This window comes from Frankia sp. QA3, assembly GCF_000262465.1.
Classification (GTDB): domain Bacteria; phylum Actinomycetota; class Actinomycetes; order Frankiales; family Frankiaceae; genus Frankia.
On record NZ_CM001489.1, the window covers coordinates 1,199,836 to 1,222,785 of the forward strand.

Consider the following 22,950-nt stretch of genomic DNA (forward strand, 5'->3'; position numbering starts at 1 on the left):
GACGGTCCTCGGCCGTCCAACGACCGGAAGATTCACGAAGATCGACGAAACCCGGCCCGTGCCGGCTTGACCTTGACCCTGCGTCGGGGTTCCAGCATGGCGGTATGACCACTACCAGCCCCGCGATCGAGGTATCCGGACTCACCAGATCCTACGGCGACCACACCGTGCTGGACGGTGTGGACCTGACCGTCCCGGAGGGCACCGTCTATGCGCTGCTCGGACCCAACGGCGCCGGCAAGACGACCATCGTCAACATCCTCTCCACCCTGCTGGCCCCCGGTGACGGCGAGATTCGCGTCGCCGGTTTCGACGTGCGACGCGAGCCCGCCGAGGTGCGCGCCGCGATCGGTGTCACCGGGCAGTTCTCGGCGATCGACGAGCTGCTCACCGGGGCTGAGAACCTGCGGCTGATGGCCGACCTGGCGCACCTGGACCGGGCGAGGGCGACCGCCGCCGTGACCCTGATGCTGGCGCGTTTCGACCTCGCCCGCGCGGCCGACCGGCGGGCGCAGACCTACTCGGGCGGGGAGAAGCGACGGCTGGATCTGGCGATGACGCTCATCGCCCGGCCCCGGCTGATCTTCCTCGACGAGCCGACGGCCGGTCTCGACCCGCGCAGCCGTCGCGACCTGTGGGCGATCGTGCGCGAGCTGGTCTCGGACGGCGTGACGGTGCTGCTGACGACGCAGTACCTCGAGGAGGCCGACCAGCTGGCGGACCGGGTCGGAGTCCTCGACGGCGGCCGCCTGGTCGCCGAGGGCACGGCTGCGCAGCTGAAGCGGCGGGTGCCCGGCGGGCACGTGTCGGTGCAGTTCATCGACGCCGCGGGGCTCGCCGCGACAGCGGCGGCGCACCCGGAGGCCACCGTCGATGCCGAGGCACTCACCCTGCAGGTGCCGAGCGACGGCAGCATCGCCGGGCTGCGCCGCGTGCTCGACGGCCTCGACGACGACGGCGTCGCCGCCCTGACGGTCTCCTCCGCCGACCTCGACGACGTGTTCCTCGCGCTCACCGGCCGCACGGCCGAGGCGCCCGCAGCCGAGGGGATCCCCGCATGAGCACCGCCGCCTACACCGTCCGTGACTCGGCGACGATGCTGCGGCGCAACCTGCTGCACATCCGCCGCTATCCCTCGTTGTCGATCATGCTGGTCGCCCAGCCGATCCTGTTCCTGGTGCTGTTCGTGTACGTGTTCGGCGGGACCCTGGGCGCCGGCCTGCCGGGCCTGCCGGGCGAGGCGGGCGGCTCGGACCGCGGGGACTATCTCGTCTTCCTCACGCCCGGCATCCTGTTCATGACCGTCGCCAGCGTCGCGCTGGGCACCGCGATCTCGACCGCGACCGACATGACCACCGGGATCATCGCCCGGTTCCGCACCATGGACATCGCCCGGGTGTCGGTGCTCACCGGCCACGTGCTGGGCGCGGTCATCAGGACCGGGTTCGCCGTGACGATCGTGACGGGGTTCGCGTTCCTGCTCGGGTTCCGCTCCGACGCCGGACCGCTGCGCTGGCTCGGTGCGATCGGGCTGCTGGTCCTCATCGCGTTCTCGCTGACCTGGCTGACCGTCGGCCTGGGCCTGGCGGCGGACAGCGTCGAGACGGCCAGTAACACCCCGTTGTTCCTGGTGATCCTGCCGATTCTCAGCAGCGGCTTCGTGCCGACCGACGCGATGCCGGCCGGGCTGCGCCAGTTCGCGCAGCACCAGCCGGTCACCCCGATGATCGATTCCCTGCGCGCGCTCGTCACCGGCGCCCCGACAGGCTCCGACCTGTGGCTCGCGATCGGCTGGTGCGCCCTGATCGCGCTGCTCGGCTACCTCTGGTCGCGCCGGCTGTTCCTCCGCGTGCCCGCGACCTAGCAGAGTCCTGGAAGATAGGAGACTGGCGCGGTGCTCACGATCAGCCAGCTGGCGTCGTACGCCGGCGTCACCGTGCGCGCGGTGCGGCATTACCACGCCAAGGGTCTTCTGCCGGAGCCGGAGCGCGACCACTCCGGCTACCGGCGCTACGACGCCCACGCCGTCGTCGAGCTCGTCAGGATCCGGACGCTCGCCGACGCCGGCGTGCCGCTCGCGCGCGTCCGCGAGCTGTTGGCCGCGGGCGAGGAGGACTTCCGCGCCGCCGTCGCCGACATCGACCGGCGCCTGCGCGCGGAGATCAGGCAGCGGCAGCGGCACCGCGAGCGGATCGCGCAGCTGGCAGCGGGGGACAGCCTGGCCCTGCCGCCGGAGGCGGTGGCGTACCTCGACCGGTTACGCGAGCTCGGCTTGCCGGACCCGATGATCGAGGGGGAGCGCGACGCCTGGATCCTGGTGGCCGCCCAGCACCCGGAACACATGCCGTTCTACATGAAGATGAAGCAGCAGCAGCTCGACGACCCGGCGACGGTCGACCTCCACCGCGAACTCGCCGCGATGATCGAATGGGAGGCGGACGACCCGCGGGTGGCGGCCGTGGGCGACCGGCTCGTCGCCTCCTTCGAGGCCGCCGCCGCCGAGGGATGGGAGCACCACGACCAGGAGATGACCGACGAGCTCGCGAAGCTCCTCGATGCGCTCTTCCTCGGCTCGGTGCCGGTCGCCCGTCGGCTCCTGGCGCGGCTGGAGGAACGCGGCTGGCGCGGCTGGACCAAGCTCGAGCGGATCTCCCCGAGATAGTGCCGCCGGCGACAGGAGCGGTGGTCGCGGTACGAGTGTTCGGACTCCCGGGCCGGCGGCGTGGCTGCCGCCGGCCCGAGGTGAAGCACCGGTCGTTCGGTTTGCTCAGGTTCAGTCGGTCGGGGACGGGCGTCCGGTCTGGTGGCCGGTGAGGAGTTGCGCGCGGCGGTGGACGTCGCGGGGGGAGCAGCGGCGGTCGAGGCGGGTCTGCAGAAGCGACTGGGCGATGTCGGGCCGGTTGGCCTGGATGGCGCAGTAGATCGTGGTGTCCTCGACGATCTCGCGCTGGGCGGCGCTGCCCCCGAGCCGCTCGACGCCGGGCAACGCGATCAGCGCGTCGGTCGCCCGGTCGGGATCACCGTGCAGGAGGTGCATCAGGGCGTCGGCCAGCGGCGCGACGGTGTCGGTGAACACCGCGCTGCTGCGGGCGGCCGCGGACCGGCGCAGTTGCGCGAGTCGGCGGCAGTCCCCCGCGGCGGCGAGGGCGACCGCCGAGTGGAGCCCGACGAAGGGTGTCGGCGGATCGACGAGCAACGCGCCGGGAACGGTCTCCAACACCGGTCCGAGTTCCACCGACGTCCAGGCGCCGGCCGCGAGGCCGCGCCACAGCAGCGACGCCGAGTCGATCAGCGCCCGGACGCCGGAGACGGCCGGCGGCGAGAGCTGGGCCGAGAAACGCGCCCGGATCGCGTCGTCGTCACCGAGCGCGAGTTCGTGCAGGGCCGCGTGCCAGGAGAAGTGCGCCCGCTGCGACGAGTCCGACCCGCAGGTCGAGATCCAGGCGTCCAGCCAGGCCAGCCCCGCCTCATGGTCGCCGGTCTCGTAGTGGACGTGGGTCTTCGCGTGGACGGCGTGGCCGGCGGTCGGTTCGACGGCCAGCGCCAGTGCGGCGAGTTCGGCCGCCTCGTCCCAACGCTCCTGCTCCTGGCGGGTGAAGGCGAGCAGCCCCCGGTACCACCAGTCGTCGCGGTAGACGGCGGCCAGTCCCTCGACCAGGGCCCAGGCCTCGGCCGGGATCTCCGTCGCGCCGCTGAACGCGATCGTCGGCACGGCGATGCTGACGGCCAGGGCGTCTTCCGGGTAGGCCTGGATGTAGCTGAGCAGCGCCGCGGCCGAGCCGGCTCCCCCCGGCTCGCGGATGCGGGCGGCGACGACCTCGATGAAGCGCCGCTCACGCTCGTCGGCCCGGCCGGCGTGGCGTTGCGCGTCCCGCAGAGCCGTTTCCACGTCGACGTCGGCGCCCCACTCGGCACCGAGCAGCGCCAGCACCGCCTGCCCGAGGGCGAACCGGGGGTCGGCCGCGACCGCCTCGGCCACCAGCGTCTCGGCTCCGGACCGCACCCGCAGGATCCGTCCGAGTCCGGCGACATAGCGACCGGCCGCCTGCGGGCTGGCGGTGAGGGGCAGGCCGTAGGGGTCGCGCACCCGCCGGACGACCCGTGGCCCGGGCAGGGCGGCCACGACGGCGCGGGCGAGCGCGGCCGCCTGGCCGCGGATCTCGGGGATCGCCGTGCTCTCCCACAGTTCGCCGCGCCGCAACGGGCCGATGGCCCAGATCGCCGGCCGGGGCCCGTCGGCCGCGACCAGCCGCCCGGACGCCTCGGTGGCGAAGCCCAGATCCAGGGCGTCCGGGGTCGCCAGGCCGGCGGCGAGCAGGTTCATGACCAGGGGATCATGGCTGGTCCGCACGCCAGCGCCCGCACCGGTGCAGTTGACCACGGCCGCGGCGAGTACCCGAGAGCCGTCACTGAGCGAGACCTCGACACCGGCCGCGGTGTCACAGGCGTCGACGACCTGCGCGGCGTGCACGACCAGCGATCCCTCGGTGCGGCGTTGCTCCAGCCAGGCGTGGATGGCGGGGTCGACGCGGTGGCGCACCTGGTCCCAGCGCCGCATCGTCGTGGCGACGAAGCTCGACCGGGCAGCCGGGTCCAGGCGTGCCCACAGCTCGGCCGTCACGGGGCGCATCGCGTCCACGGCGCGGCGCCAGTCGCCACCGGCCGCGCGGATGTGATCGAAGACGAGCCGGCGGGCCTGGGCGAGGCTGAGCGGCCCGTCGGGCAGCTCCGGGGCGGCGAGCGGCGGCGCCGGGTCCAGAACGTGGGGCAGTGGAAGCAGCCCGTGGCGCGAGGCCACGTGCAGGCGCACGCCGGCCCGGCTCCAGCGCTGGGCCATGTCGGCCATGGTCAGGCCCGAGCCGACGAGCAGCACGTCGCTACCGGCCGGAACGCGGGGCTGGGAATCCGCCCGCCAGGGATCAGCGACGAACCGCGGCGAGCGGGCCAGCGCCGGCGGGGCCCACGACGTCGTCGCGGCGCCGTGCCCGAGCGCGAGGACGACGCCGTCGACCGGATGGCTGGTGCCGTCGTCGAGCGTGAGGCGCAGCCGGCGGCCGTGCCGGCGGACGTCCGTCGCGCGGGCGAACACCCGCTCGCAGAGCACCCCGCTCGCGGCGCGCAGCGTCTCCTCCAGCGTGTGGCGGAGGTAGTCGGCATAGAACTGGCGGGGCGCGAAACCCCCGGCTGGAAAGTCGACCGCGACATGCCGACGAAGCCAGCGCAGGAAGTGCTGCGGGTCATCGTCGAATGCGCTCATCTTCGCGGCCGGGACATTGAGCCGGTGCCGCGGATCCCGGGTCAGATACGCCAGACCCTCACCGACGCCGTCCGGTTCGACGAGCAATATCGTGAACCTTCGGCCGGTAACCGCCACGGACCTTGCCAGTTGGGCGGTGGCGAGGCAACCGCTTGCCCCACCACCCACCACCGCGACGACCACCGGCGCACTCATCGGGACCGTCGACAGTATGCGTGCGGACACCTGGGCATAGAGATCTCCTTCCCCGTCCATTCCGATCGACATCAGGTTAGGCGCAGGTGGGACAGGCCGTGGCCCAGATCGACAGAACGTTGGGGTGGCCGTGAGGTCCGTCTGCGACCAGTGCCTGCCGAGGAGGCTCTCGTTCACTGGATGGTTCGGCGTCGCCGTCGGCCGAGTTCGCAGGGGTGGCGGGAAGGCGTGTGACACGGCCGGGCGGTGACTTCGTCCGACGCACAGCTCTTTCAGGTGATGGTGTAACCACCGTCGACGACGAGTTTCTGGCCGGTGACGAAGCTTCCGGCGTCGGAGGCGAGGAAGAGCAGCGCCGCGGCCAGTTCCTCGCCGTCGCCGGGACGTCCGGTGAGGACTCGCGCCAGCTGTCGGCCGAGGAGGGCGTCGGTCAGACCGTTCGTCATCTCGCTGCGGTGCGGGCGGCGTGGGGGAGCCCGTCTGTGGTCAGGCCCAGGACGCTGGCGATGTTGACGATGCTGCTGCCCGGTTTCATGGTCCGGGCGGCGGCCTGTGTCATCCAGTAGCAGCCGTTCAGGTTGACGTCGATCACGGAGCGGAACTGTTCGGGGGTTTTCTTCAGCGCCGATACGGTGTCGCCGATTCCGGCGTTGTTGACCAGGATGTCGACGCGGCCGAACTGTTCCATCGCCGCGGCGACGAGGGCGTCGCAGGAGGCGGGGTCGGCGACGTCGGTGGCGACGCCGGGGCGCGGCGGGCTTCCTTCTCGACCAGCCTGGCGGTCGTGGCGAGCCGGTCCACCCGCCGGGCGCCCAGGACCAGGTCCGCGCCGGCTTCGGCGAGGCTGCGGGCGAAGTCGACCCCGAGGCCGGCTGACGCTCCGGTGACGACGGCGCCCCGACCGTCCAGCCGGAACCGGTCCAACACCGACATGATTTCCTCCTTCATGACAGGGCTGAGCCCGGATCGGGTGCGTGGCGGGCACGGTGGTGATTCCGCTCGCCGCGCCGTCGGCCGTCGGGGTCAGCGGTTGCGCCAGTGGGGGGCGCGTTTGTCGGTGAAGGCGGCGAGGCCTTCGAGCATGTCCTCGCTGAGCAGGAGGTCGTCGAGGGCGGGGGAGTCGTGGGCGACGGCGTCGTGGGGGTCGGCGATCCCGGCGGTCTCGTTCATGATCTGCAGTGCGACGCGTACCGAGGTGGGTGAGCCGGCGAGGATGTCGGTGGCGAGCGCGCGGGCGCCGTCGAGGGCGGTGCCGGCGGGGACGACCCGGTTGACCAGGCCGTGGGCGTGGGCCTCGGTGGCGTCGAGGCGGCGGCCGGTGAGGATCATCTCGGTGGCGAGCTTCGGTGGCAGCGCGCGGGGAAGGCGGACCAGGCCGCCGGCGCCGGCGACGAGGCCGACGCGGACCTCGCTGAGGGCGAACTGGGCGGTGGTGTCGGCGACGACGAGGTGGCAGGCGAGCGCGATCTCGCAGCCGCCGCCGAGGGCGTAGCCGTTGACGGCGGCGATGACGGGTTTGGTCATGTGCCGGCGGCCGGTGAGTCCGGCGAAGCCGGTCAGGGGGACGGAGCCGCGTCTGCCGCTGGCGGTCCAGGTCAGGTCGTTGCCGGCGCTGAAGGCTTTGTCCCCGGCGCCGGTGATGATCGCGACCCACAGGTCGGGGTCGGCGAAGTAGGCGTCGAAGACCTCGGCGAGTTCGGTGTTGGCCGGGGGGTGCAGGGCGTTGCGGGCCTGCGGCCGGTTGATGGTGACCTCGAGCAGGTGGCCGTCGCGGCGGACGCCGATGTGCTCGTAGCCGTCGCGGAAACCGGGGCTGCGGGTGGGCAGCAGCGCGGTCAGGGCGGCGCGGCTGACGGCGGCCCGGTTGCCGTCCGCGGTGGCGCGCACGAAGATCCGTTCGCCGAACGGGGACTCGCCGGCCAGCAGGTCGAGCAGGTCGGTGTCGCCGCGCACGGTGGTGGCGAGGAAGCGTCGGTGGTCGCGGTCGAGGCGGCCGACGATGATGCCGGTGCGGCGTCCGTCGCGGCCGTGGGTGATGGTGAAGGTCTCGATCGTCGCCGGGCCGTCGGCGTGGGTGGCGACCTCGACGGGCTCCCAGGAGTCGATCTCCGCCTGCAGGGTGGCGCCGGCGTCGGGCCGCCACGGCGTCGGGGTGGTCGTGTAGACGCCGACCGAGTACTTCGACAGGGAGCCGCCGTTGGCGCCGACGAGGCCGTGGCCGCCGGTGGCGCGCAGCCGGGTGACGGTCTCGGCGATGGCGTGCATGGAGTAGTTGTTGCCGGCGCCGCCGAAGAACGGCAGGCCGCCGGTGAGGGTGAGGCCGCGGGGGTCGTCGGGGGCGAGGCCGAGGCCGTCGAGGATGTTGAACACGGCGATCGGGAAGCAGCTGTACAGGTCGAAGGTGCTGATCTGGTCGAGGGTGAGGCCGGCGACGGCGAGGGCGTGGCGGATGGCCATCACCGCGGCGGGGCTGGCCGAGAGGTCCTGGCGCGCCAGCAGGTCGCGTTCGCGCAGGTCGGCGTGACCGGCCAGGAAGATCCACTTCTCCGGCGGGATGCCGAGGCGGCGGGCGGTGGCGACCGAGGTGAGCAGGACGGCGGCGCCCTGGTTGACCTGGTCGCGGGCGACGACGAACCGCGGGTAGGGGTCGGCGATCATCCGGTTGCGTTCGGTGATGGTGGCGAGTTCCGCGGCATCGCGTTCGACGGGGGCGGCGGCATACGGGTTGGCGGCGGCGACCTTCGTGAACGGGGCGAACAGCGCGCCCATCGCCTGGGCGTAGTCGGCGCGGGACAGCTTCAGCCGGGCGCGGCGGGCGTTCTCGAACAGCGCGTACTGGCTCGGCGCGCCGAGCAGGCCGTGGGCGGCGTGGTAGCGCGACGACAGCCCGGCCAGCCCGTAGCCGCGGTCGTCGAGCTGGCCGCCGACGTGTTCGGTGAAGTCGGGCCGGTCGGGGGCGTCCGCGAGCGCCCGGGCGGTGGAGATCGCCTCCGAGCCGACCAGCAGCACGACCTCGGGGCCGGCGCCGGTCGCGATCGCGGCGGCGAACTCGTTGACGAGGTGCTGCGGCGACTGGCCGCCGACGACCTCCAGCACGGCGCGGGCCGGATCGGCGCCGAGGCGGGCGGCGACGGAGCGCGGGTAGTTGTCCGACCGGCCCAGCGGGGCCTTCGCCCGCGGGCCGGAGGTCTCGAACTGGCGGACCCCGGCGACCGTGTCGATCTCGGCCGGCTCGATGCCGGCGTCGGCGACCGCCCGCCGGGCCGCCGCCGCGGCCAGCTCCACCGCGGACAACCTCTGGTAGTCCGGGCTACTCACCCGCTCCGCGTACTGACCCGCTCCCACCAGAACCGGAGTGCCGGGATCGAGACCGTCCGGTGTGCTCATATGTCTGCCTGACCTCGCTGGAGGGGTGACCGTGCAGGGGTGCGACGGCTTCGGGCGGTGTGCCCGGCGGGCCGGAACGGGCCGGGCAGCCGTGGATCCCCCGCATCGACGCGGGAATCAGCGGGTTGCGCCGGCTGTTCGACCGTTGTCGGACATCAGCGCGGCTGTTTCGGCCTCGGTGAGGCCGAGTGTTTCCCGCAGGATCTGTTCGGTGTGTTCGCCGAGTAGAGGCGCGGGATTGTCGGGTGGGTCGGGTAGTCGTCCGGAACGGACGGGTGCGTTCTCCAGGTAGAAGGTCTGTCTGATGTGTGGGTGTCCGGACAGCCGGAACAGGCGGCGCTCGGCGTAGTAGGGGAACGAGGGTAGCTCGGAGACCCGCAGCATCGCTCCGGCGGGTATTCCGGCCGCCTGAAGCAGGTTCATGGCCTCGACGGCGTCGTGCCGGGCGAGCCAGTCGACGAGGGTGGCGTCGATCCGATCTCGGGCCGTGGCGCGTCCGTCCGCGCTGGTGAGAGCGGGTTCGGTGGCGAGATCATCGCGGTCGAGGACTCGGCACAGGGCCTGCCAGTCGTCGTCGCCGCGGACGGTGACGACGCACCAGTCATCGTCACCGGCGGTGGGAAAAACACCCCAGGGCGCGTCGGGTCCGGTGGGTCCTTCGACCTCGGCGCCGGTGCGGACGAGGGCTTTGTCGGCGACTGCCGCAGCTGCATGGCCGAGCATGACCTCGGCCTGGCTGACGCTGACGGTTCCGCCGATCCCGGTGCGGCGGCGGCGGATCAGCAGCGCGAGGACGCCGGCGATGCCGATGCGGGCGGCGACGTGGTCCGGGTAGACGGTCAGCGCGTCGGAGAATCCGTCCGCTTCGCCGGGGTAGCGCCACTGCGCGGTCAGGCCGGCGCAGGCGCGGACCAGCGGTCCATAGCCGAGCCGGCGGTTCCACGGACCGGTGGTGCCGAACGCCGAGCTGTCCACGACGATGACGGCCGGGTTGGCCTTCTTGAGGACGTCATAGCCGAGTCCGAGGGATTCCAGGGTGCCGGGACGGTAGTTGGTGAGCACGACGTCGGTATCGGCGATCAACCGCAGGAACAGGTCCCTGCCCCGGGGCGAACGCAGGTCGAGGCCGAGGCTGCGCTTGTTGCGGTGGCCGGCGGCGAAGGTCACCGTGATGGCGCTGCCGTCGCGGGCCTGGCGGCTGCCGTCGGGGAAGGCGTCGTTCTCGACCTTGATGACGTCGGCGCCCTGGTCGGCGAGCAGGCGTCCCTGTTCGGCCCCGACAACGATGACGCCGAGGTCGAGGACACGCAGTCCGGCGAGCGGCCGGCCGTCGGTGGCGTCGGGGCCGTTCGGCTCGGCGGAGCTGTCCTGATCGGCGGAGCTGTCCTGACCGGCGGAGCTGTCTCGTGGGCTTGGGGCCGGTCGGGCGGCCCAGCTCGGCGGTGCCGCTGAGTGCGGGGGAAGCGTCGGGGCGGGGCCTCGGATTCCGGCGCGGTGTCCGTCCAGTTCGAGCACGCCGTTCGGGAAGGGGGCCGCTGTCCCCGGCGCGAGTTCGACGGGGGTGAAGGCACCCCTGGCACGGATCTGCTCGGATTCCAGTGCCTCGTCGAGGTCGAGAACGGCGGCGGTGGGGACGCCGTGGCTCTGCCCGGCCTGTTCGAGTTCCGCTCGCGTCCTGTCGGCGAAGAACCGTGCGATCGCGGGCAGCAGGGTGGTGGAGGCGAAGCGGGTGGTCAGCTTGTCGTAGGAGGGGTCGGCGAACTCCGCGGGGCTTCCCATCCACGCGAACATGGCGCGCCACTGCCGCGGGGCGAGGATGCACAGGCGGACGAAGCCGTCGGCGCAGGGGATGATCGGGTACTGGTGGCGGGCCTCGGGGCGTCCCCGGGGAAGCCTGCTGGCGGGTACTCCCGCGGTGGCGCTGCCGGCGATGCCGTAGCCGGGGTCGAGCGCGGCGACCGCGCCGTCGAGGACGGCGAAGTCGAGGTGGTCGCCCAGCCCGGTGCGCAGGCGTTCGAGGTAGGCGAGGAGCACCACGAACACCGCCTGCGCCGCGGCGCAGTCGTAGGGCAGGTCGCCGGGCGGCAGCAGCGGCTCCCGGCCGGGGATGCCCGAGCGGGACAGCTCACCGGACAACGCGTGGAACACCGGGCTGGTGGCCTGCCAGCCGGCGTGGGGACCGGTCCGGCCGAACGGTGTGGCGGACAGAATGACCAGGGACGGGTGCTCCCGGCGGATGCCCTCGACGTCGAGCGCCGCCGCCTCCGGCGCGGTGGGCGGGGTGTTCTCCAGCAGGATGTCGGCTCCGGCCAGCAGGGCGGTGAACCTGGTGCGGTCGGCGGGCCGGGCGAGGTCGAGCGTTACGGCGCGTTTACCGAGGTTCGCGGCGGCGAAGCCCAGCGAGACCCCGGCGACCCGGCGGCCGGTGCGGCGGTCGGCGCCGCCGCCGGGTAACTCGACGCGGAGAACGTCGGCGCCCCATTCGGCGAGGTGACGGCCGATCGCCGCCAGCGGCCCGGTGGTCAGGTCGAGGACCCGCACGCCGGACAGGGGCAGGTCGAGCGGCTCGCCCGTCGCGGCGGGCTCGGCGGTGGTCAACTGAACCGCCTGGTGGCCTGGGCCTTGCGGACCTCGCGGAACGGAACGAACTTGTCGACCTCTGGTTCCCTGGGCAGCCCCAGGACCCGCTCGCCGATGATGTTCCGCTGGATCTGGTCGGTGCCGCCGCCGATCGACGTGACGAACGCGGCGAACGACGAGCGGTTGACCTCCGCGGCGACCGGGTCGGTGTCGCCGTCGAGCACGGAGGCGGCGCCGAGCAGGTTCGTGGTGACGCTCACGCCGGTGTGCACGATGCGGGACATGGCGAGTTTGCCGATGGACGCCAGCGGTGACGCCGCGCCGCGCCCGGCGTCCGCCCGCGCCCGCAGGCTGTTCCAGGCGTTGACCTTCTCCAGCGTGTACAGCCGGGCGATCTCCTGGCGGGTGACGGGGTCGTCGGCCTTGCCGACCTTCTTCGCCAGCTCGACGTAGTCGGCGCCGCCGATCTGGCGGGTCCACGGCGACTGCCGGTCCGCCAGGGTCGTCTCGCCACCGTCGGCCCGTCTGCGCTGACGGGAGCTGCCGCCGGCGGCAGCTCCCATGATCAGCCGTTCGAAGCCGAGCGCGGTCTGCAGCACCCGCCAGCCGTCGTCGACCGCGCCGAGCCGGTGGGAGTCCGCCACGACGGCGTCGGTGAGGAACACCTCGTTGAACTCCGACCCGCCGGTGACCTGGTGGATCGGCCGGATGTCGACCCCGGGCTGGTCCAGCGGCAGCCAGAAGAACGTCAGTCCGCGGTGCTTCGGGACGTCCCAGTCGGTGCGCGCGACGAGGAAGCCGTGGGTGGCCTCGCGGGCTCCCGACGTCCACACCTTCTGGCCGTTGACCACCCAGGTGTCGCCGTCGCGGTCGGCCCGGGTCTGCAGCGCCGCGAGATCGGAGCCGGCACCGGGCTCGCTGTAGAGCAGGCAGCCCTGGTGCTCACCGAGGGCCAGCGGTCGCACGAACGACTTCTTCTGCTCGTCGGTGCCGTGCGCCAGGATCGTGTTGGCGAACAGCTGCGTCACGTCCAGCGCGGCCGGTTTCGCACCCACCCGGGTGAACTCCTCGGCGACCACCCGGCGCAGGTCGCGGTGCAGGCCGCGCCCGAACCACTCGACCGGCCAGGTCGGGGCCGCCCACCCCGAGTCGACGAGCCGCTCCCGCCACCGCGGGCCCCCACCGCCGGGTTGCCAGTTCTCGGCCAGCCACGCCGCCACCTGCGCGCGCACCTGCTCCGCCGACGCCTGCGCCGACGCGTCCGCCCCTGTTGTCGCGGTCAACGGTTCCTCCTCGTCGTTCGCGTTCACCCGTGGTGTCGATCGTCGTTGCGATCACAGCCCGATCCGGGTGGCCAGTAGGTCACGGTGCGTGCGGGGACTGCCCCAGAGCTGCGCGCCGGACCTGGCGCGCCGGTAGTACAGATGTGCCGGGTGCTCGTAGGTGAAGGAGATTCCGCCGTGCACCTGCATGTTCGTCTGGGCCGTGGCGAAGAACGCCTCGGAGCAGAACGCCTTGGCCAACGGCGCGACCGTGGCGACCTCCGGGCTGTCCTGCGCGAGGGCCCACGCGCCGTAGTAGGCGGCCGATCGGGCGGACTCGACGTCGACGAAGGCGTCGGCGCACAGGTGTTTGATCGCCTGGAAACTGCCGATCGCCCGGCCGAACTGCACCCGCTCCTTGGCATACCCGACGGCCATCGCGAGCGCGAAGTCGGCGCCGCCGGCCTGCTCCGCGGCCACCGCGATCCGGGCGGCGTCGAGGAAGCGGTCGAACGCGGCCTCGTCCGCCGGGGCCGCCAGCGGTGTCGCGGCCACGCCGTCCAGTCGCACCCGGGCGAGACGCCGGGTGAGGTCGAAGACCTCCAGTGCGCTGCGCGACAATCCGTCCGCGGCGCTGTCGACGGCGAACAACCCGACACCCGCGTCGGTGCGCGCCGCCACCACCAGCAGATCGGCGTCCAGGCCGTCGGGCACGAAGGACTTCGTTCCGGTCAGCCGCCAGCCGTCGCCGTCCCTGTCGCCACCGACCGCGGCGCAGTGCACCCCGGCCGCGTCCCAGCCGCCGTCATCCTCGGCGAGGGCGACCGTGGCCACCACCCGTCCCTCGGCGACCGCCTCCAGGCGGCCGGCGGTCACCGCCGGGTCCCCGCCGGCCAGCGCGACCGTGGCCAGCGCCGTCGACAGGAGCGGCACCGGCACCAGCCGGCGTCCGAACTCCTCCAGCACGATCGCCAACTCGACCGGGCCGGCCCCCGCGCCGCCATACTCCTCGGGCACCACCAGACCCTGAAGCCCCAGCTCGCGGGCCATCCGTTCCCAGACTGGACGCTCCAGCGCCGACGGCGCCGCCATCAGTCGACGCACCTGCGCCTCGGAGAAGGTCTCCTCGACGAACGCCCGCACCGTCGACCGCAGGGCCTCGTGATCGTCGGTGAACTCGAACGTGCCCACGGCAGCCTCCAGCCGACCGGTCGAACCCAGGTACTGACCACTGGTCAGCATCTTCGGGGCGGACATTACTGACCGATGGTCAGGATGTCCAGCGGACGGCCGTGCCGGCTCGGCTCGGCTCGGCTCGTCAGTCCGACGCCGGCAGCCAGGCCCGCAGCCCCGCGATGATCACGGTGAGGCCGTGGTCGAAGTCGGCGTCGGTCGCGAACGTGTAGGACCAGCCGCGCATCGTGACCTCATGCAGGTTCGGGAACCGGTCGAGGTCGCCGGGCAGGTTCACCGTCGACCCCTCCAGCACGTCGGCCCGGTCCGATCCCAGGGACCGCGCGAACTGGTGCTCGCTCGCCAGACATCCACGCGTGTAGGTCGAGAGCAGGTGATAGGCATACCCCGCCTGCTCGGGCGTGAAGCCCGCCCGCAACAGCACCCCGAGCTGCGCGTCGATCCGCCCGTAACTGGAGTCGAGCGCCTGCTGCGACCGGCCCATGGTCGCCCACTGGCCCACCACCAGCTCGAACAGCGCCGGATCGGAACGCAGCACCGCTCGGTAACCTTCCCAGTAGCCGCGCAGATGCGTCTCCCAGTCGTCGGAGTCGATCACCGGCAGGGCCTCGTTGAAGCGTCGCACCGCTCGCCCCAGCAGCGCACCGACAAGATCGTGCCGCCGAGGGAAGTGGTAGTGAACTGCGGGATGCTGCACACCGAGGACCGCGGCAACCTTGCGGATGGTGACCTCGGCCAGGCCCGACTCGGCGGCCAGCCGCTCCGCCGCCACGAGGATCACCTCGGCGTCGAGAGACCCCCGCGGCAGCCGACCGTTCACCTGCGCCGGCACGGCACCGCCTCAGCGCCACCGCGACCAGCGGCGACCGACCTCCTGAAGGCGCACCCGGCGATCACGCCCTCCCACAGCCGATCAGTCGACCCCACCTTCGATCGGTCGACCCGAAGCGCACCGCCAGCATCACCCAAGGCTAACCGCACAACAAAGATCCACATCCGGGTGGGAAGCGGTTACCGAAGATCGTGAACCGGGGCCGGTCGGCGCAACGGACCTGCCCGGCTATGCTCCGCGGCAACGGACCCGTCGACCTTCAGCCGGGCGGCCGAGCGCCTGCACCTCACCCTGTCGCCGCCGAGCCGGCGCCACGGTCAACCGTGAGGGGTGCCGCGGCGAGTGCGCGCTCGGGCCGCCAGGTCGCGGCAGATCACGGCGAGGTCGAGGCCGGCGGCGTGCAGGCCCATCGGCCAGGTGCTCGTGCCGGTCAGGCCGGGGGCCACGTTCACCTCCAGGAACTGCGCGGTACCGGCCGCGTCGACGATCAGGTCGGTGCGGGACAGGTCGCGCAGGCCCAGCACGCGGTGCGCGGTGATGGCGGTCTCGGCGGCGGCGCACAGCACCGCGTCGTCGAGGCGCGCCGGGGTGAAGAACGCGGTCGCGCCCGCGGTGTACCGGGCCGCGTAGTCGTACACCCCCCCGGCCGGCTCGATTTCGACCGCCGGCAACGCGACCGGCCCGTCGCCGGTGTCGACGACACCGATGGTGATCTCGACTCCGCTGACGGCGCGTTCGATCAGCGCCGAGTCGTGATAGCCGAAGCAGGCCATCAGCGCCTCGGCGAGCCCGCTGGCGTCGTCGACCCGGCTGACCCCGAACGCCGATCCGCCCGCGCGGGGCTTCACCACGACCGGCAGGCCCAGCCGGGCCACGATCCGCTCGATCAGCGCGGCGGCGCCCAGGTCGTGGAACGCCTCGCGGGGCAGCGTCACCGCCGCCGGCGTCGCCACCCCGGCGGCGGCGACGGCCGCCTTCGCCGTCGCCTTGTCGAACGCCACCCGGCAGGCCGGCGGCGCGGCGCCCACGTAGGGCAGGTCGTAGAGGTCCAGGACCTCACGGATCGTGCCGTCCTCACCCGACGTCCCGTGCAGCACGGGGAACACCACGTCGGGCGGGTCGGCGGCCAGCGCGGGCAGCGTCGCGGCATCGACGTCGGCCAGCTCGGCCTCGACCCCGATGCGGGTCAGCGCGTCGCGCAGCCTCCCGCCCGATCGCAGCGACACCTCCCGCTCGGGCGACAGTCCGCCGGCGAGGATCAGCACCCGGCCCAGATCGGTCATCGTCGCGTCCTTCACGGTGTCGGGCGGATCAGGGACGGGCGGATCATGGGCGGTGGGCGACGTCGTCACGGGCGGCGAAGGTTTCACGAAGGTCCAGCTCGTCCCGTACGACCCGGCCAAGCCGGCCGACGCCGTCGCGGATGCGCTCGGGTGGTGGGTAGCAGAACGACAACCGCATGCTGCTGCCACCCGACCCGTCGGCGTAGAACCCGGCGCCGGGGACGTAGGCGACCCGGGCGGCGATCGCCCGCGGCAGCATCGCCCTGGTGTCCACCCCGCCCGGCAGTGTCACCCAGACGAAGAACCCGCCGTCCGGCCGGGTCCAGGTGGCGCCGGCGGGCATCGACTCGGCCAGGGCGTCGAGCATGGCGTCGCGACGCTCCCGGTACATCTCCCGGAACACCTTCACCTGCTCCGCCCACGGCTGGGTCGCCAGATACCGCTCGACCACCAGCTGGGTGAACATCGACTGGGACAGGATCGCCGACTCCGCGGCCAGCACGAGCCGGGCCGTCACCGGCGCCGGGGCCAGCGCCCACCCGACCCGCAGGCCCGGCGCCAACGTCTTCGAGAACGACCCCAGGTACACCACGTCGTCGGGGGCGTCGGCGCGCATCGCCCGCACCGGCTCACCCGTGAACGACAGCAGCCCGTACGGATTGTCCTCGACGACCAGCACCCCGGCGCGCCGGCAGATCTCCAGCACCTCGGCCCGCCGCGGCGGCGTCAGGGTGATCCCGCCGGGATTCTGGAAGGTCGGGACGGTGTAGAGCAGCTTCACCCGGGCGCCCTCGGCGGCCAGCCGCCCCAGGGTCTGCGCGAGCGCGCCCGGCGACAGGCCGTCGCCGTCCATCGGCACGTGCACGATCCGCGCCTGGTACGCCGCGAACGTGTTGATCGCCGTGACGTAGGTCGGCCCCTCGGTGACGACGACGTCACCGGGATCGACGAACACGCGGGTGAGCAGGTCCAGCGCCTGCTGCGAACCCGCGGTCACGACCACGTTGTCGGGATGGGCGTCGCTGATGCCCTCCATGGCCATCACGTCGCAGATCCGAGCCCGCAGCCCCGGATCGCCCTGCGCCGAGCCGTACTGCAGCGCCACCGCCCCCCGGCTCAGCACCAGCTCCGACACGGTCGCCGCGACCGCCTCCAGCGGCAGCGCGTCGACCGCCGGCATGCCCCCGGCGAGCGACACGATCTCGGGACGGGATGCGACCGCGAACAGCGCCCGAACCTCGCTCGCGATCATCCCCTGGGCACGCTGCGCGTACCGCTCCCGCCACCGATCCAGAGTCACGCCCCGCGACACTACCCTGCCCCGCATCGGATGACGCTGTCAGCGGCCGGCCGCGCTGTCCGGCAGGGTCGCGGCGCGCGGGAAGCCAACGGGGTGCTCCCGCATACCATCTCTTGATCACAAGTAGGCGCGCACCTCAGCCGGGCGGGTCTTCGAGGAGCTGGAGTGCGGCGCCGGCGGCTGCGGAGTCGAGGCGTCCGGAGGCGGCCAGCCGGCGTAGGCGCAGGGCGGTGCGGGGTTCTTCCGCGGCCAGGCGGCGCAGGAAGGGCGTGGCGTCGTGAAGCCTGCCGGCCCGGGTGAGGGCGAGCGCGGCGGCGCCCACGGTGGTCAGGTCGTCGGGTGTGATCGCCAGTGCGGCCTCGATGTGGGCCAGGTCCTCGTAGAGGCCGTCGGGGTTCATGGCGCGGAGGAGATGCTGGAAGGACCGGTGGAGGTCCCACAGCCTGCGCAGCTCGCCGACCGGGTCGCGGGCGTCGTCGACGCGCAGGTCGACCTCGCCGCCGAGCGGCCGCCCACTTCGCGTCTCGCCCGACGACGTGGCCGGGTCGACGACGCGCAGCGCGGCGGACTGACGGCCACGCAGATCGCCGCCCATCTCGTCCGCCGCCGCCAGGGCGGCGACCAGCCGCGCGGGAAACGGCTGCGCCGACGAGGCGTCGTAGGCCGCGACGGTCCGCTCGGCGACGCCGGGATGTTCCATCAGGTTCGCCGCGACGCACACGTCTTCCTGCCAGGCGGCGCTGACCTCGACTTCCACCCGCGGCCCCGACACGACCGCGGCCCCGCCGTCGGCCGCCACGATCCCCAGCTGGGCCGCATCGGCGCCGGGCAGCCTGCCCACCACGGCGGCGACGTCCTCGGCTGACAGACCCGCGCGCAGCGCGTCGAGCGCCAGCGTCCCCCATCGCCGCGGCGCCCCCGCCTGCACCGCCACGGCGCCTACTCCCGGACGCAGGTGGGGGACACCCACACCCACGGCAAGAACGCGGCTCGCGGTCGCGACTCCCAGCCGCCCGGTCTCGGGATCACGCGCCACGATCGAGACCGTCACCCGTACGACCCTAACGGTCGACGCCGCTATCTCTCCTCCATCCCTGTGCGGGGTCGTCGACCAGGCCCGAGATATATGCTCGACCCGAGAGTCGAGAAAAAGTTTCCGGGCGGTTGGGGGTCGGAATGGCTCGGATCAACCATGACACCGTCGAGCTGTGGCAGGGGTGGCAGCGGCGGGAGCTGCGCGTCGACCGCTGCAAGGACTGCGGCACCTGGGTCTTCCCGCCGCGGCCGTTCTGCCCCGGCTGCTGGTCGGACGCCCTGGTGGGAACGGTGCTCGCCGGGGCGGGACGGCTGGTGTCGTACTCCCTGCCCCGCGTCGCGCCCGGGTCGCCGCCGGTGGTCAGCGGGGTCGTGGCGCTGACGGAGGCGCCGGGCGTTCGGCTGCTGACCCGCATCGTGGGGATCGAGCCGGAGCGGGTCACGCTCGGGATGCCGCTGGCACTCGGCTGGTGGGAGGACGCCGGCGGCGTGTACCCGCAGTTCGGGCCGGTCGACGCCAACCCGGCCCGGCCGCCCGGCGCCGCGGACGGCACAGCGGGCGGTGCCGCGGACGGCGGCGCGGGGAAGGCGGGGGCATGAGCGGGCTGGAACAGGCCGCGATCGTGGGGATCGGCTGGTCGGAGCTGGCGCGTGACAGCGGCGTGGGGCCGGGCAGCCTCGTCGCCCGGGCCGCCCGCGCGGCCGTGCTCGACAGCGGGGTCGCGCGGGACGCGATCGACGGGGTCGTCGGCGTGTACGGCACGGACTCTCCGACGCTGTGGCCCGGGTACGTCGTCGACGCGCTGGGATTACCCGACGTCCGCTGGTGGGACACGGCGCAGCCGCCGTCGGTCACGGCGCTGTCGACGGCAGCGAACGCGGTGCTCACCGGCAACTGCGACTACGCGCTGTGCTACCACGGCAAGTACCGGTGGGCGAACACCTCGGTCGTCGGCCGCGGTGACCCGCTGCGCCAGGCCCCGGCGCACGAGTTCGACCCCGGCCTCGACCACGCGCTGGTGGAGCACGGCGGTTCGATGCTGTGGGCCGCGCGGGTGATGCGGGAGCACATGGCGCGCCACGGCAGCACCCGGGCGGACTTCGCCCGGATCGCCGTCAACAACCGGACGAACGCCGCCCGCAACCCCCGGGCGGTCTTCCGCACCCCGATGACCGTCGAGGACTACCTCGCCGCCCCGATGATCGACGATCCGATGTGCCTGCTCGACATGGACGCGCCGATCGACGGCGCGCTCGCCGTCGTGGTCACCACCGAGCGCCGCGCCCGCGACCTGCCGCACCCGCCCGTGCTCGTCGAGGCGTTCGCCAGCGCCCTGCCGGAGCGCAACGACGGGCTGCTGTGGCCCGAGGCGGACGGGCTGGCTGCCCGCCGCGCCGTCGGCCACCTGTTCGCCCGCAGCGACCTGACCCCCGCCGACATCGACCTCGCCTACCCGTACGACGGGTTCACGATCCTGGCCATGCTGTGGCTGGAGGCTCTGTACACCGGGCCGGGGGAGGGCCCGGCGCTGCTGCGCGAGTCGTGGTCCGACGATGAGCAACGGCTGCGGCTGTTCGGCCGGGTACCGGTGTGCACCCACGGGGGCAACCTGAGCGAGGGGCGCGCCACGCAGGGGTTCGGCTCCGTGATCGAGGCGGTGCAGCAGTTGCGCGGCGACGCGGGGGAGCGCCAGGTCGACGCCGCCCGCACCGCCGTGATCACCGGCGGCATGGCCGGCACGAACCGCTCGACGATCCTCGTCAGCGGCTGAGCGGCTGAGCGGCTGAGCGGCTGGGAAGTCGGCCGCCGAGCCGCCGCCTGACGGCTCGGGTCAGGCCGGGAGGTGCCGGCTCGGGAGCGGGGCGCCGCCGCCGTCGACGACGAGTGTCTGGCCGGTGAGGTAGGACGCCGCGTCGGAGCACAGGAACAGCACGACGGTCGCGATCTCGTCGGCGCTCGCCCAGCGCCGCAGCGGGATGCCGGCCGCCGTCGCCCGGCGAAACCGCTGGTAGCCCTCGTCGCCGAGGGCGGCGACCAGCGGCTGCCAGATGTCGGTGTCGACGAAGCCGGGCGCGACGGCGTTGACCCGCACCCCCCGATCGCCCCAGGCGGTGGCCAGGTTCTGGGTCAGGGTGTTCAGGCCGCCCTTGGTCGCCGCGTAGACGGCCTGTTCGACGTCCCCGCCGTAGGCCGCCGCCGACGACATGGTGACCACGCATCCTCGCTGCCGCAGCAGGGACGGCGCGAGCCACGAGGTCAGCAGGATGACGTTGCGCAGGTTGAGGTCGAGCTGCAGGTCCAGCGGCTTCGCGGTGATGGCCTCCGGCGGCTGGTGCCAGCCGAGCCCGGCGTTGTTCACCAGGATGTCGACGTCACCGAGCTCCGCCAGGGCCTGGTCGGCCGCCCGCCGGACGTCGGCTTCGACGGTGAGGTCGGCGCTGATCGTGACGGGCTTGTTGGCGAGCCCGCCGGCCACGGCGTCCAGGTCCGCGCTGGTGCGGGCGACGAGGGCGACCCGCGCGCCCGCGGCGTCGAGGGCGCGCGCGCACGCCGCGCCGATGCCTCGGCTGGCGCCGGTGACCACGGCGGCGCGGCCGGACAGATCGAAGGTGAGACCGGGCATCATGCGCTCCTGCAAATAGTCCGGGTGGGGGGCGTCCGGGGTGAGGGTCGGGCCGCGCGGGGTCCGCCGGCGTGGCTACGTCCAGCCCGCCGTGGCGCCCTGGATCATCGTGAACGGCCCGACGGGCCAGCGGAAGCAGTCGACCAGCAACTGGTCGACGTCGCGTTCGGTGCTGATCCCCTCGGCGACGATCCGGCGCGCCTCGGCCACCGCCGCCCAGTACACCCGGTTGGCGACGTAGCCCCAGGACATCGGGGCGTCGCGCACGACGACCGGGTTCTTGCCCAGCCCGCGGGCGAGGCGGGTCACCGTCTCGACGGCGTCCGGGTCGGTCTGCTCGGTCACGACGATCTCGGCGAAGCGCATGATCTGCGCGGGCGAGGACCAGTGCCAGCCGAGGACCCGGGTGGGCCGGTCGGTCGCCGCGGCCAGCGCGCCGACCGGGAAGCCGCTGGAGTTGGTGGCGAGGACGGCGCCGGCGGCGGCGACCCGGTCGAGGTCGCGGAACACCCGGATCTTCAGCGCGAGGTCCTCGGGCACGGCCTCGATGACCACCGCCGCGCCGGCGACGGCCGCCAGCTCGGACTCCCAGGCGATCCTCGCGGTCACCCGGTCGACGTCCGCGGCGTCCAGCTTCCCGCGCTCGACCGCGGTCCGCAGCCCGAAGCGGCCCTCGACGAGCTGGTGGCGGGCGCGCGCGCGGGCCGCGGCGCTGGTGTCGACGCAGACCACCGCGCAGCCGGCCATCGCCGCCGCCTGCGCGATCCCCGCGCCCATCACCCCCGCGCCGATCACCCCCACCGTCCCCACGGCTCCCACCGTCCCCACGGCTCCCACCGTCCCCACGGCTCCCACCGTCCCCACGGCTGCCGCGGTCGTCGCGGCTCCCGCGGCTCCCGCGGCTCCCGAGATCCCCGGCGTCACCGAGGTCTCCGGCGTCACCGAGGTCTTCGGTGTCACCGAGGTCTTCGGCGTCACCGAGGTCCCCGCGGTGCCGGCCGGGTTGTCGCCGGCGGTCATGCCGCTGCCGCCAGCCGGGAGGCCAGGGCCGCCACCTCGGCGCCCACCTCGGCCAGCGGCCCCTCGGCCGGTCCGGCCGCGGTGATCGGCGGCCACGCCCGTCGGTCGGCGACGATCCACAGCTCCTTCGACCCGGTCGGCCCGGATCGCGACGCCCCGTGCCAGGTGCCCTCCTGCTGGAGCCGGAAGCCGAGCCGGCCGAGCTCGACGTCGGCGCCCGGCTCGCCGATCCGGCAGGATCCCTCGACCACGAGCCGGACCAGGTCAGCGCCCAGCCGGAAGGCGGGCAGCGCGGCGGCGCCTGGTGGCCGGTCCCAGCACAGCAGGAGCACCCCGGACTTCCGGTGCCCCAACGCGATGGTGGCCAGGCGGCTGCCGTCGGAGAGCACCGGCCATCCCGTCGTGTCGGTGAAGCCGGCGTCGACGTGGCTTGGGCGCGGGGCGGCGCCGAAGCTGTTGGCGATGGCGTGCGGGACGTCGGCGTCGCGGGGGAGCATCGCCACCCCCTCGAGGCTGACGTCGTCGGCGAGGGCGGTGTCGGCGAGCCGCTGGAGCTGCGCGTCGGTCAGGTAGGGCTTGAGCCCGCGCCGGTCGGCCATCAGCAGGAGCTGGTTGGTGCCGACCTCGTCGGTCCAGTACTCCGGTCCGTAGAAGGCGTCGGCCTGTTGCAGGCGGAACTCGCCGTGGGCGTAGCTGGTGCCGCCCACCCGGATCGGCTCGCCCAGCGCCATCCGAAAGCTGTCGCTCTTGTGCAGGTGGACGGGGGCCTTGCGGGGGAAGATCCGGCCCTCGATGGACATCGCGACGACGGGGCCCGCGTCGGAGTCACCCATGCGCGCGACGGCCCCGCTCAGCAGGCCGTCCTCGGGCACCGGGCGGCGGATGTCCCGGATGACGCCGTCGACGTGGCCGTTGTGCCAGGTCGCGGATCCGAGGAGAGTGATCACGAGGAACCCCCTGGGGACGCATGTTTCTTCGACT

The 22,950-nt window shown here is 73.3% G+C and carries 17 protein-coding genes and 1 pseudogene; 5 read left to right on the forward strand and 13 right to left on the reverse strand.

Features of this window, described 5'->3' with window-relative positions:
- The first annotated feature begins 104 nt into the window (after positions 1–104).
- From FRAQA3DRAFT_RS04730 to FRAQA3DRAFT_RS04740, 3 genes are read left to right on the forward strand one after another with little or no spacing between them, the layout of a single operon-like run.
- On the forward strand, positions 105–1,061 hold the full coding sequence (locus FRAQA3DRAFT_RS04730) for an ABC transporter ATP-binding protein (RefSeq protein WP_009737924.1): 957 nt from the start codon (positions 105–107) through the stop codon (positions 1,059–1,061).
- Complete coding sequence (locus tag FRAQA3DRAFT_RS04735) at positions 1,058–1,864, forward strand: ABC transporter permease (RefSeq protein WP_009737925.1); 807 nt, start codon at positions 1,058–1,060, stop codon at positions 1,862–1,864. The genes FRAQA3DRAFT_RS04730 and FRAQA3DRAFT_RS04735 overlap by 4 nt, the downstream gene beginning before the upstream one ends.
- 30 nt (positions 1,865–1,894) lie before the next feature.
- Positions 1,895–2,662, forward strand: a complete 768-nt coding sequence (locus FRAQA3DRAFT_RS04740; protein WP_009737926.1) for a MerR family transcriptional regulator — start codon at positions 1,895–1,897, stop codon at positions 2,660–2,662.
- 111 nt (positions 2,663–2,773) lie between these two features.
- Here the strand turns inward: FRAQA3DRAFT_RS04740 and FRAQA3DRAFT_RS04745 are convergent, their stop codons facing one another.
- The 10 genes and pseudogenes from FRAQA3DRAFT_RS04745 to FRAQA3DRAFT_RS04790 all read right to left on the reverse strand — a co-directional run bounded on the left by FRAQA3DRAFT_RS04745 (position 2,774) and on the right by FRAQA3DRAFT_RS04790 (position 18,341).
- On the reverse strand, positions 2,774–5,512 hold the full coding sequence (locus FRAQA3DRAFT_RS04745; RefSeq protein ID WP_051054156.1) for an FAD/NAD(P)-binding protein: 2,739 nt from the start codon (positions 5,510–5,512) through the stop codon (positions 2,774–2,776).
- Positions 5,513–5,724: 212 nt separating this feature from the next.
- Positions 5,725–6,385, reverse strand: a pseudogene (locus FRAQA3DRAFT_RS04750) (SDR family NAD(P)-dependent oxidoreductase).
- Positions 6,386–6,475: 90 nt separating this feature from the next.
- Complete coding sequence (locus FRAQA3DRAFT_RS04755; protein ID WP_009737928.1) at positions 6,476–8,839, reverse strand: acetyl-CoA acetyltransferase; 2,364 nt, start codon at positions 8,837–8,839, stop codon at positions 6,476–6,478.
- Between the two features lie 117 nt (positions 8,840–8,956).
- Positions 8,957–11,437 (reverse strand): CaiB/BaiF CoA-transferase family protein, encoded by a 2,481-nt coding sequence (locus tag FRAQA3DRAFT_RS04760; protein ID WP_009737929.1) that lies wholly within the window; start codon positions 11,435–11,437, stop codon positions 8,957–8,959.
- Positions 11,434–12,702, reverse strand: a complete 1,269-nt coding sequence (locus FRAQA3DRAFT_RS04765) for an acyl-CoA dehydrogenase family protein (protein WP_009737930.1) — start codon at positions 12,700–12,702, stop codon at positions 11,434–11,436. The genes FRAQA3DRAFT_RS04760 and FRAQA3DRAFT_RS04765 overlap by 4 nt, the downstream gene beginning before the upstream one ends.
- 51 nt (positions 12,703–12,753) lie before the next feature.
- Positions 12,754–13,938 (reverse strand): acyl-CoA dehydrogenase family protein, encoded by a 1,185-nt coding sequence (locus tag FRAQA3DRAFT_RS04770; protein ID WP_009737931.1) that lies wholly within the window; start codon positions 13,936–13,938, stop codon positions 12,754–12,756.
- Positions 13,939–13,999: 61 nt separating this feature from the next.
- Entirely contained in the window at positions 14,000–14,707 is a 708-nt protein-coding gene (locus FRAQA3DRAFT_RS04775) for a TetR/AcrR family transcriptional regulator (protein ID WP_009737932.1), read from the reverse strand.
- Between the two features lie 317 nt (positions 14,708–15,024).
- Positions 15,025–15,990 carry a D-alanine--D-alanine ligase gene (locus tag FRAQA3DRAFT_RS04780; protein WP_009737933.1) on the reverse strand — a complete coding sequence of 322 codons (966 nt, stop codon included), beginning with the start codon at positions 15,988–15,990 and terminating at the stop codon, positions 15,025–15,027.
- 43 nt (positions 15,991–16,033) lie between these two features.
- Positions 16,034–17,242 (reverse strand): PLP-dependent aminotransferase family protein, encoded by a 1,209-nt coding sequence (locus FRAQA3DRAFT_RS04785; RefSeq protein ID WP_035920592.1) that lies wholly within the window; start codon positions 17,240–17,242, stop codon positions 16,034–16,036.
- Between the two features lie 184 nt (positions 17,243–17,426).
- Complete coding sequence (locus FRAQA3DRAFT_RS04790; RefSeq protein WP_009737935.1) at positions 17,427–18,341, reverse strand: DUF1028 domain-containing protein; 915 nt, start codon at positions 18,339–18,341, stop codon at positions 17,427–17,429.
- Positions 18,342–18,454: 113 nt separating this feature from the next.
- Here FRAQA3DRAFT_RS04790 and FRAQA3DRAFT_RS04795 point away from each other — a divergent pair, with 113 nt between their 5' ends.
- Together FRAQA3DRAFT_RS04795 and FRAQA3DRAFT_RS04800 are read left to right on the forward strand one after the other, a co-directional pair.
- Entirely contained in the window at positions 18,455–18,925 is a 471-nt protein-coding gene (locus FRAQA3DRAFT_RS04795) for a Zn-ribbon domain-containing OB-fold protein (protein ID WP_232291919.1), read from the forward strand.
- The gene (locus FRAQA3DRAFT_RS04800; RefSeq protein WP_009737937.1) at positions 18,922–20,097 is read left to right on the forward strand and encodes a thiolase family protein; all 1,176 of its coding nucleotides are present in this window, start codon (positions 18,922–18,924) and stop codon (positions 20,095–20,097) included. Before FRAQA3DRAFT_RS04795 ends, FRAQA3DRAFT_RS04800 begins: the two co-directional genes overlap by 4 nt.
- A 60-nt stretch (positions 20,098–20,157) precedes the next feature.
- On the opposite strand, the gene FRAQA3DRAFT_RS04805 is transcribed toward FRAQA3DRAFT_RS04800, so the two are convergent.
- From FRAQA3DRAFT_RS04805 to FRAQA3DRAFT_RS04815, 3 genes are all read right to left on the reverse strand, one after another.
- Positions 20,158–20,952: an SDR family NAD(P)-dependent oxidoreductase gene (locus FRAQA3DRAFT_RS04805; RefSeq protein WP_232291920.1), complete on the reverse strand. Its 795-nt coding sequence runs from the start codon at positions 20,950–20,952 to the stop codon at positions 20,158–20,160.
- A gap of 72 nt (positions 20,953–21,024) precedes the next feature.
- Complete coding sequence (locus tag FRAQA3DRAFT_RS04810) at positions 21,025–21,969, reverse strand: 3-hydroxyacyl-CoA dehydrogenase family protein (protein ID WP_009737939.1); 945 nt, start codon at positions 21,967–21,969, stop codon at positions 21,025–21,027.
- The gene (locus tag FRAQA3DRAFT_RS04815; protein ID WP_009737940.1) at positions 21,966–22,916 is read right to left on the reverse strand and encodes a hypothetical protein; all 951 of its coding nucleotides are present in this window, start codon (positions 22,914–22,916) and stop codon (positions 21,966–21,968) included. Before FRAQA3DRAFT_RS04815 ends, FRAQA3DRAFT_RS04810 begins: the two co-directional genes overlap by 4 nt.
- Positions 22,917–22,950 lie beyond the last annotated feature (34 nt).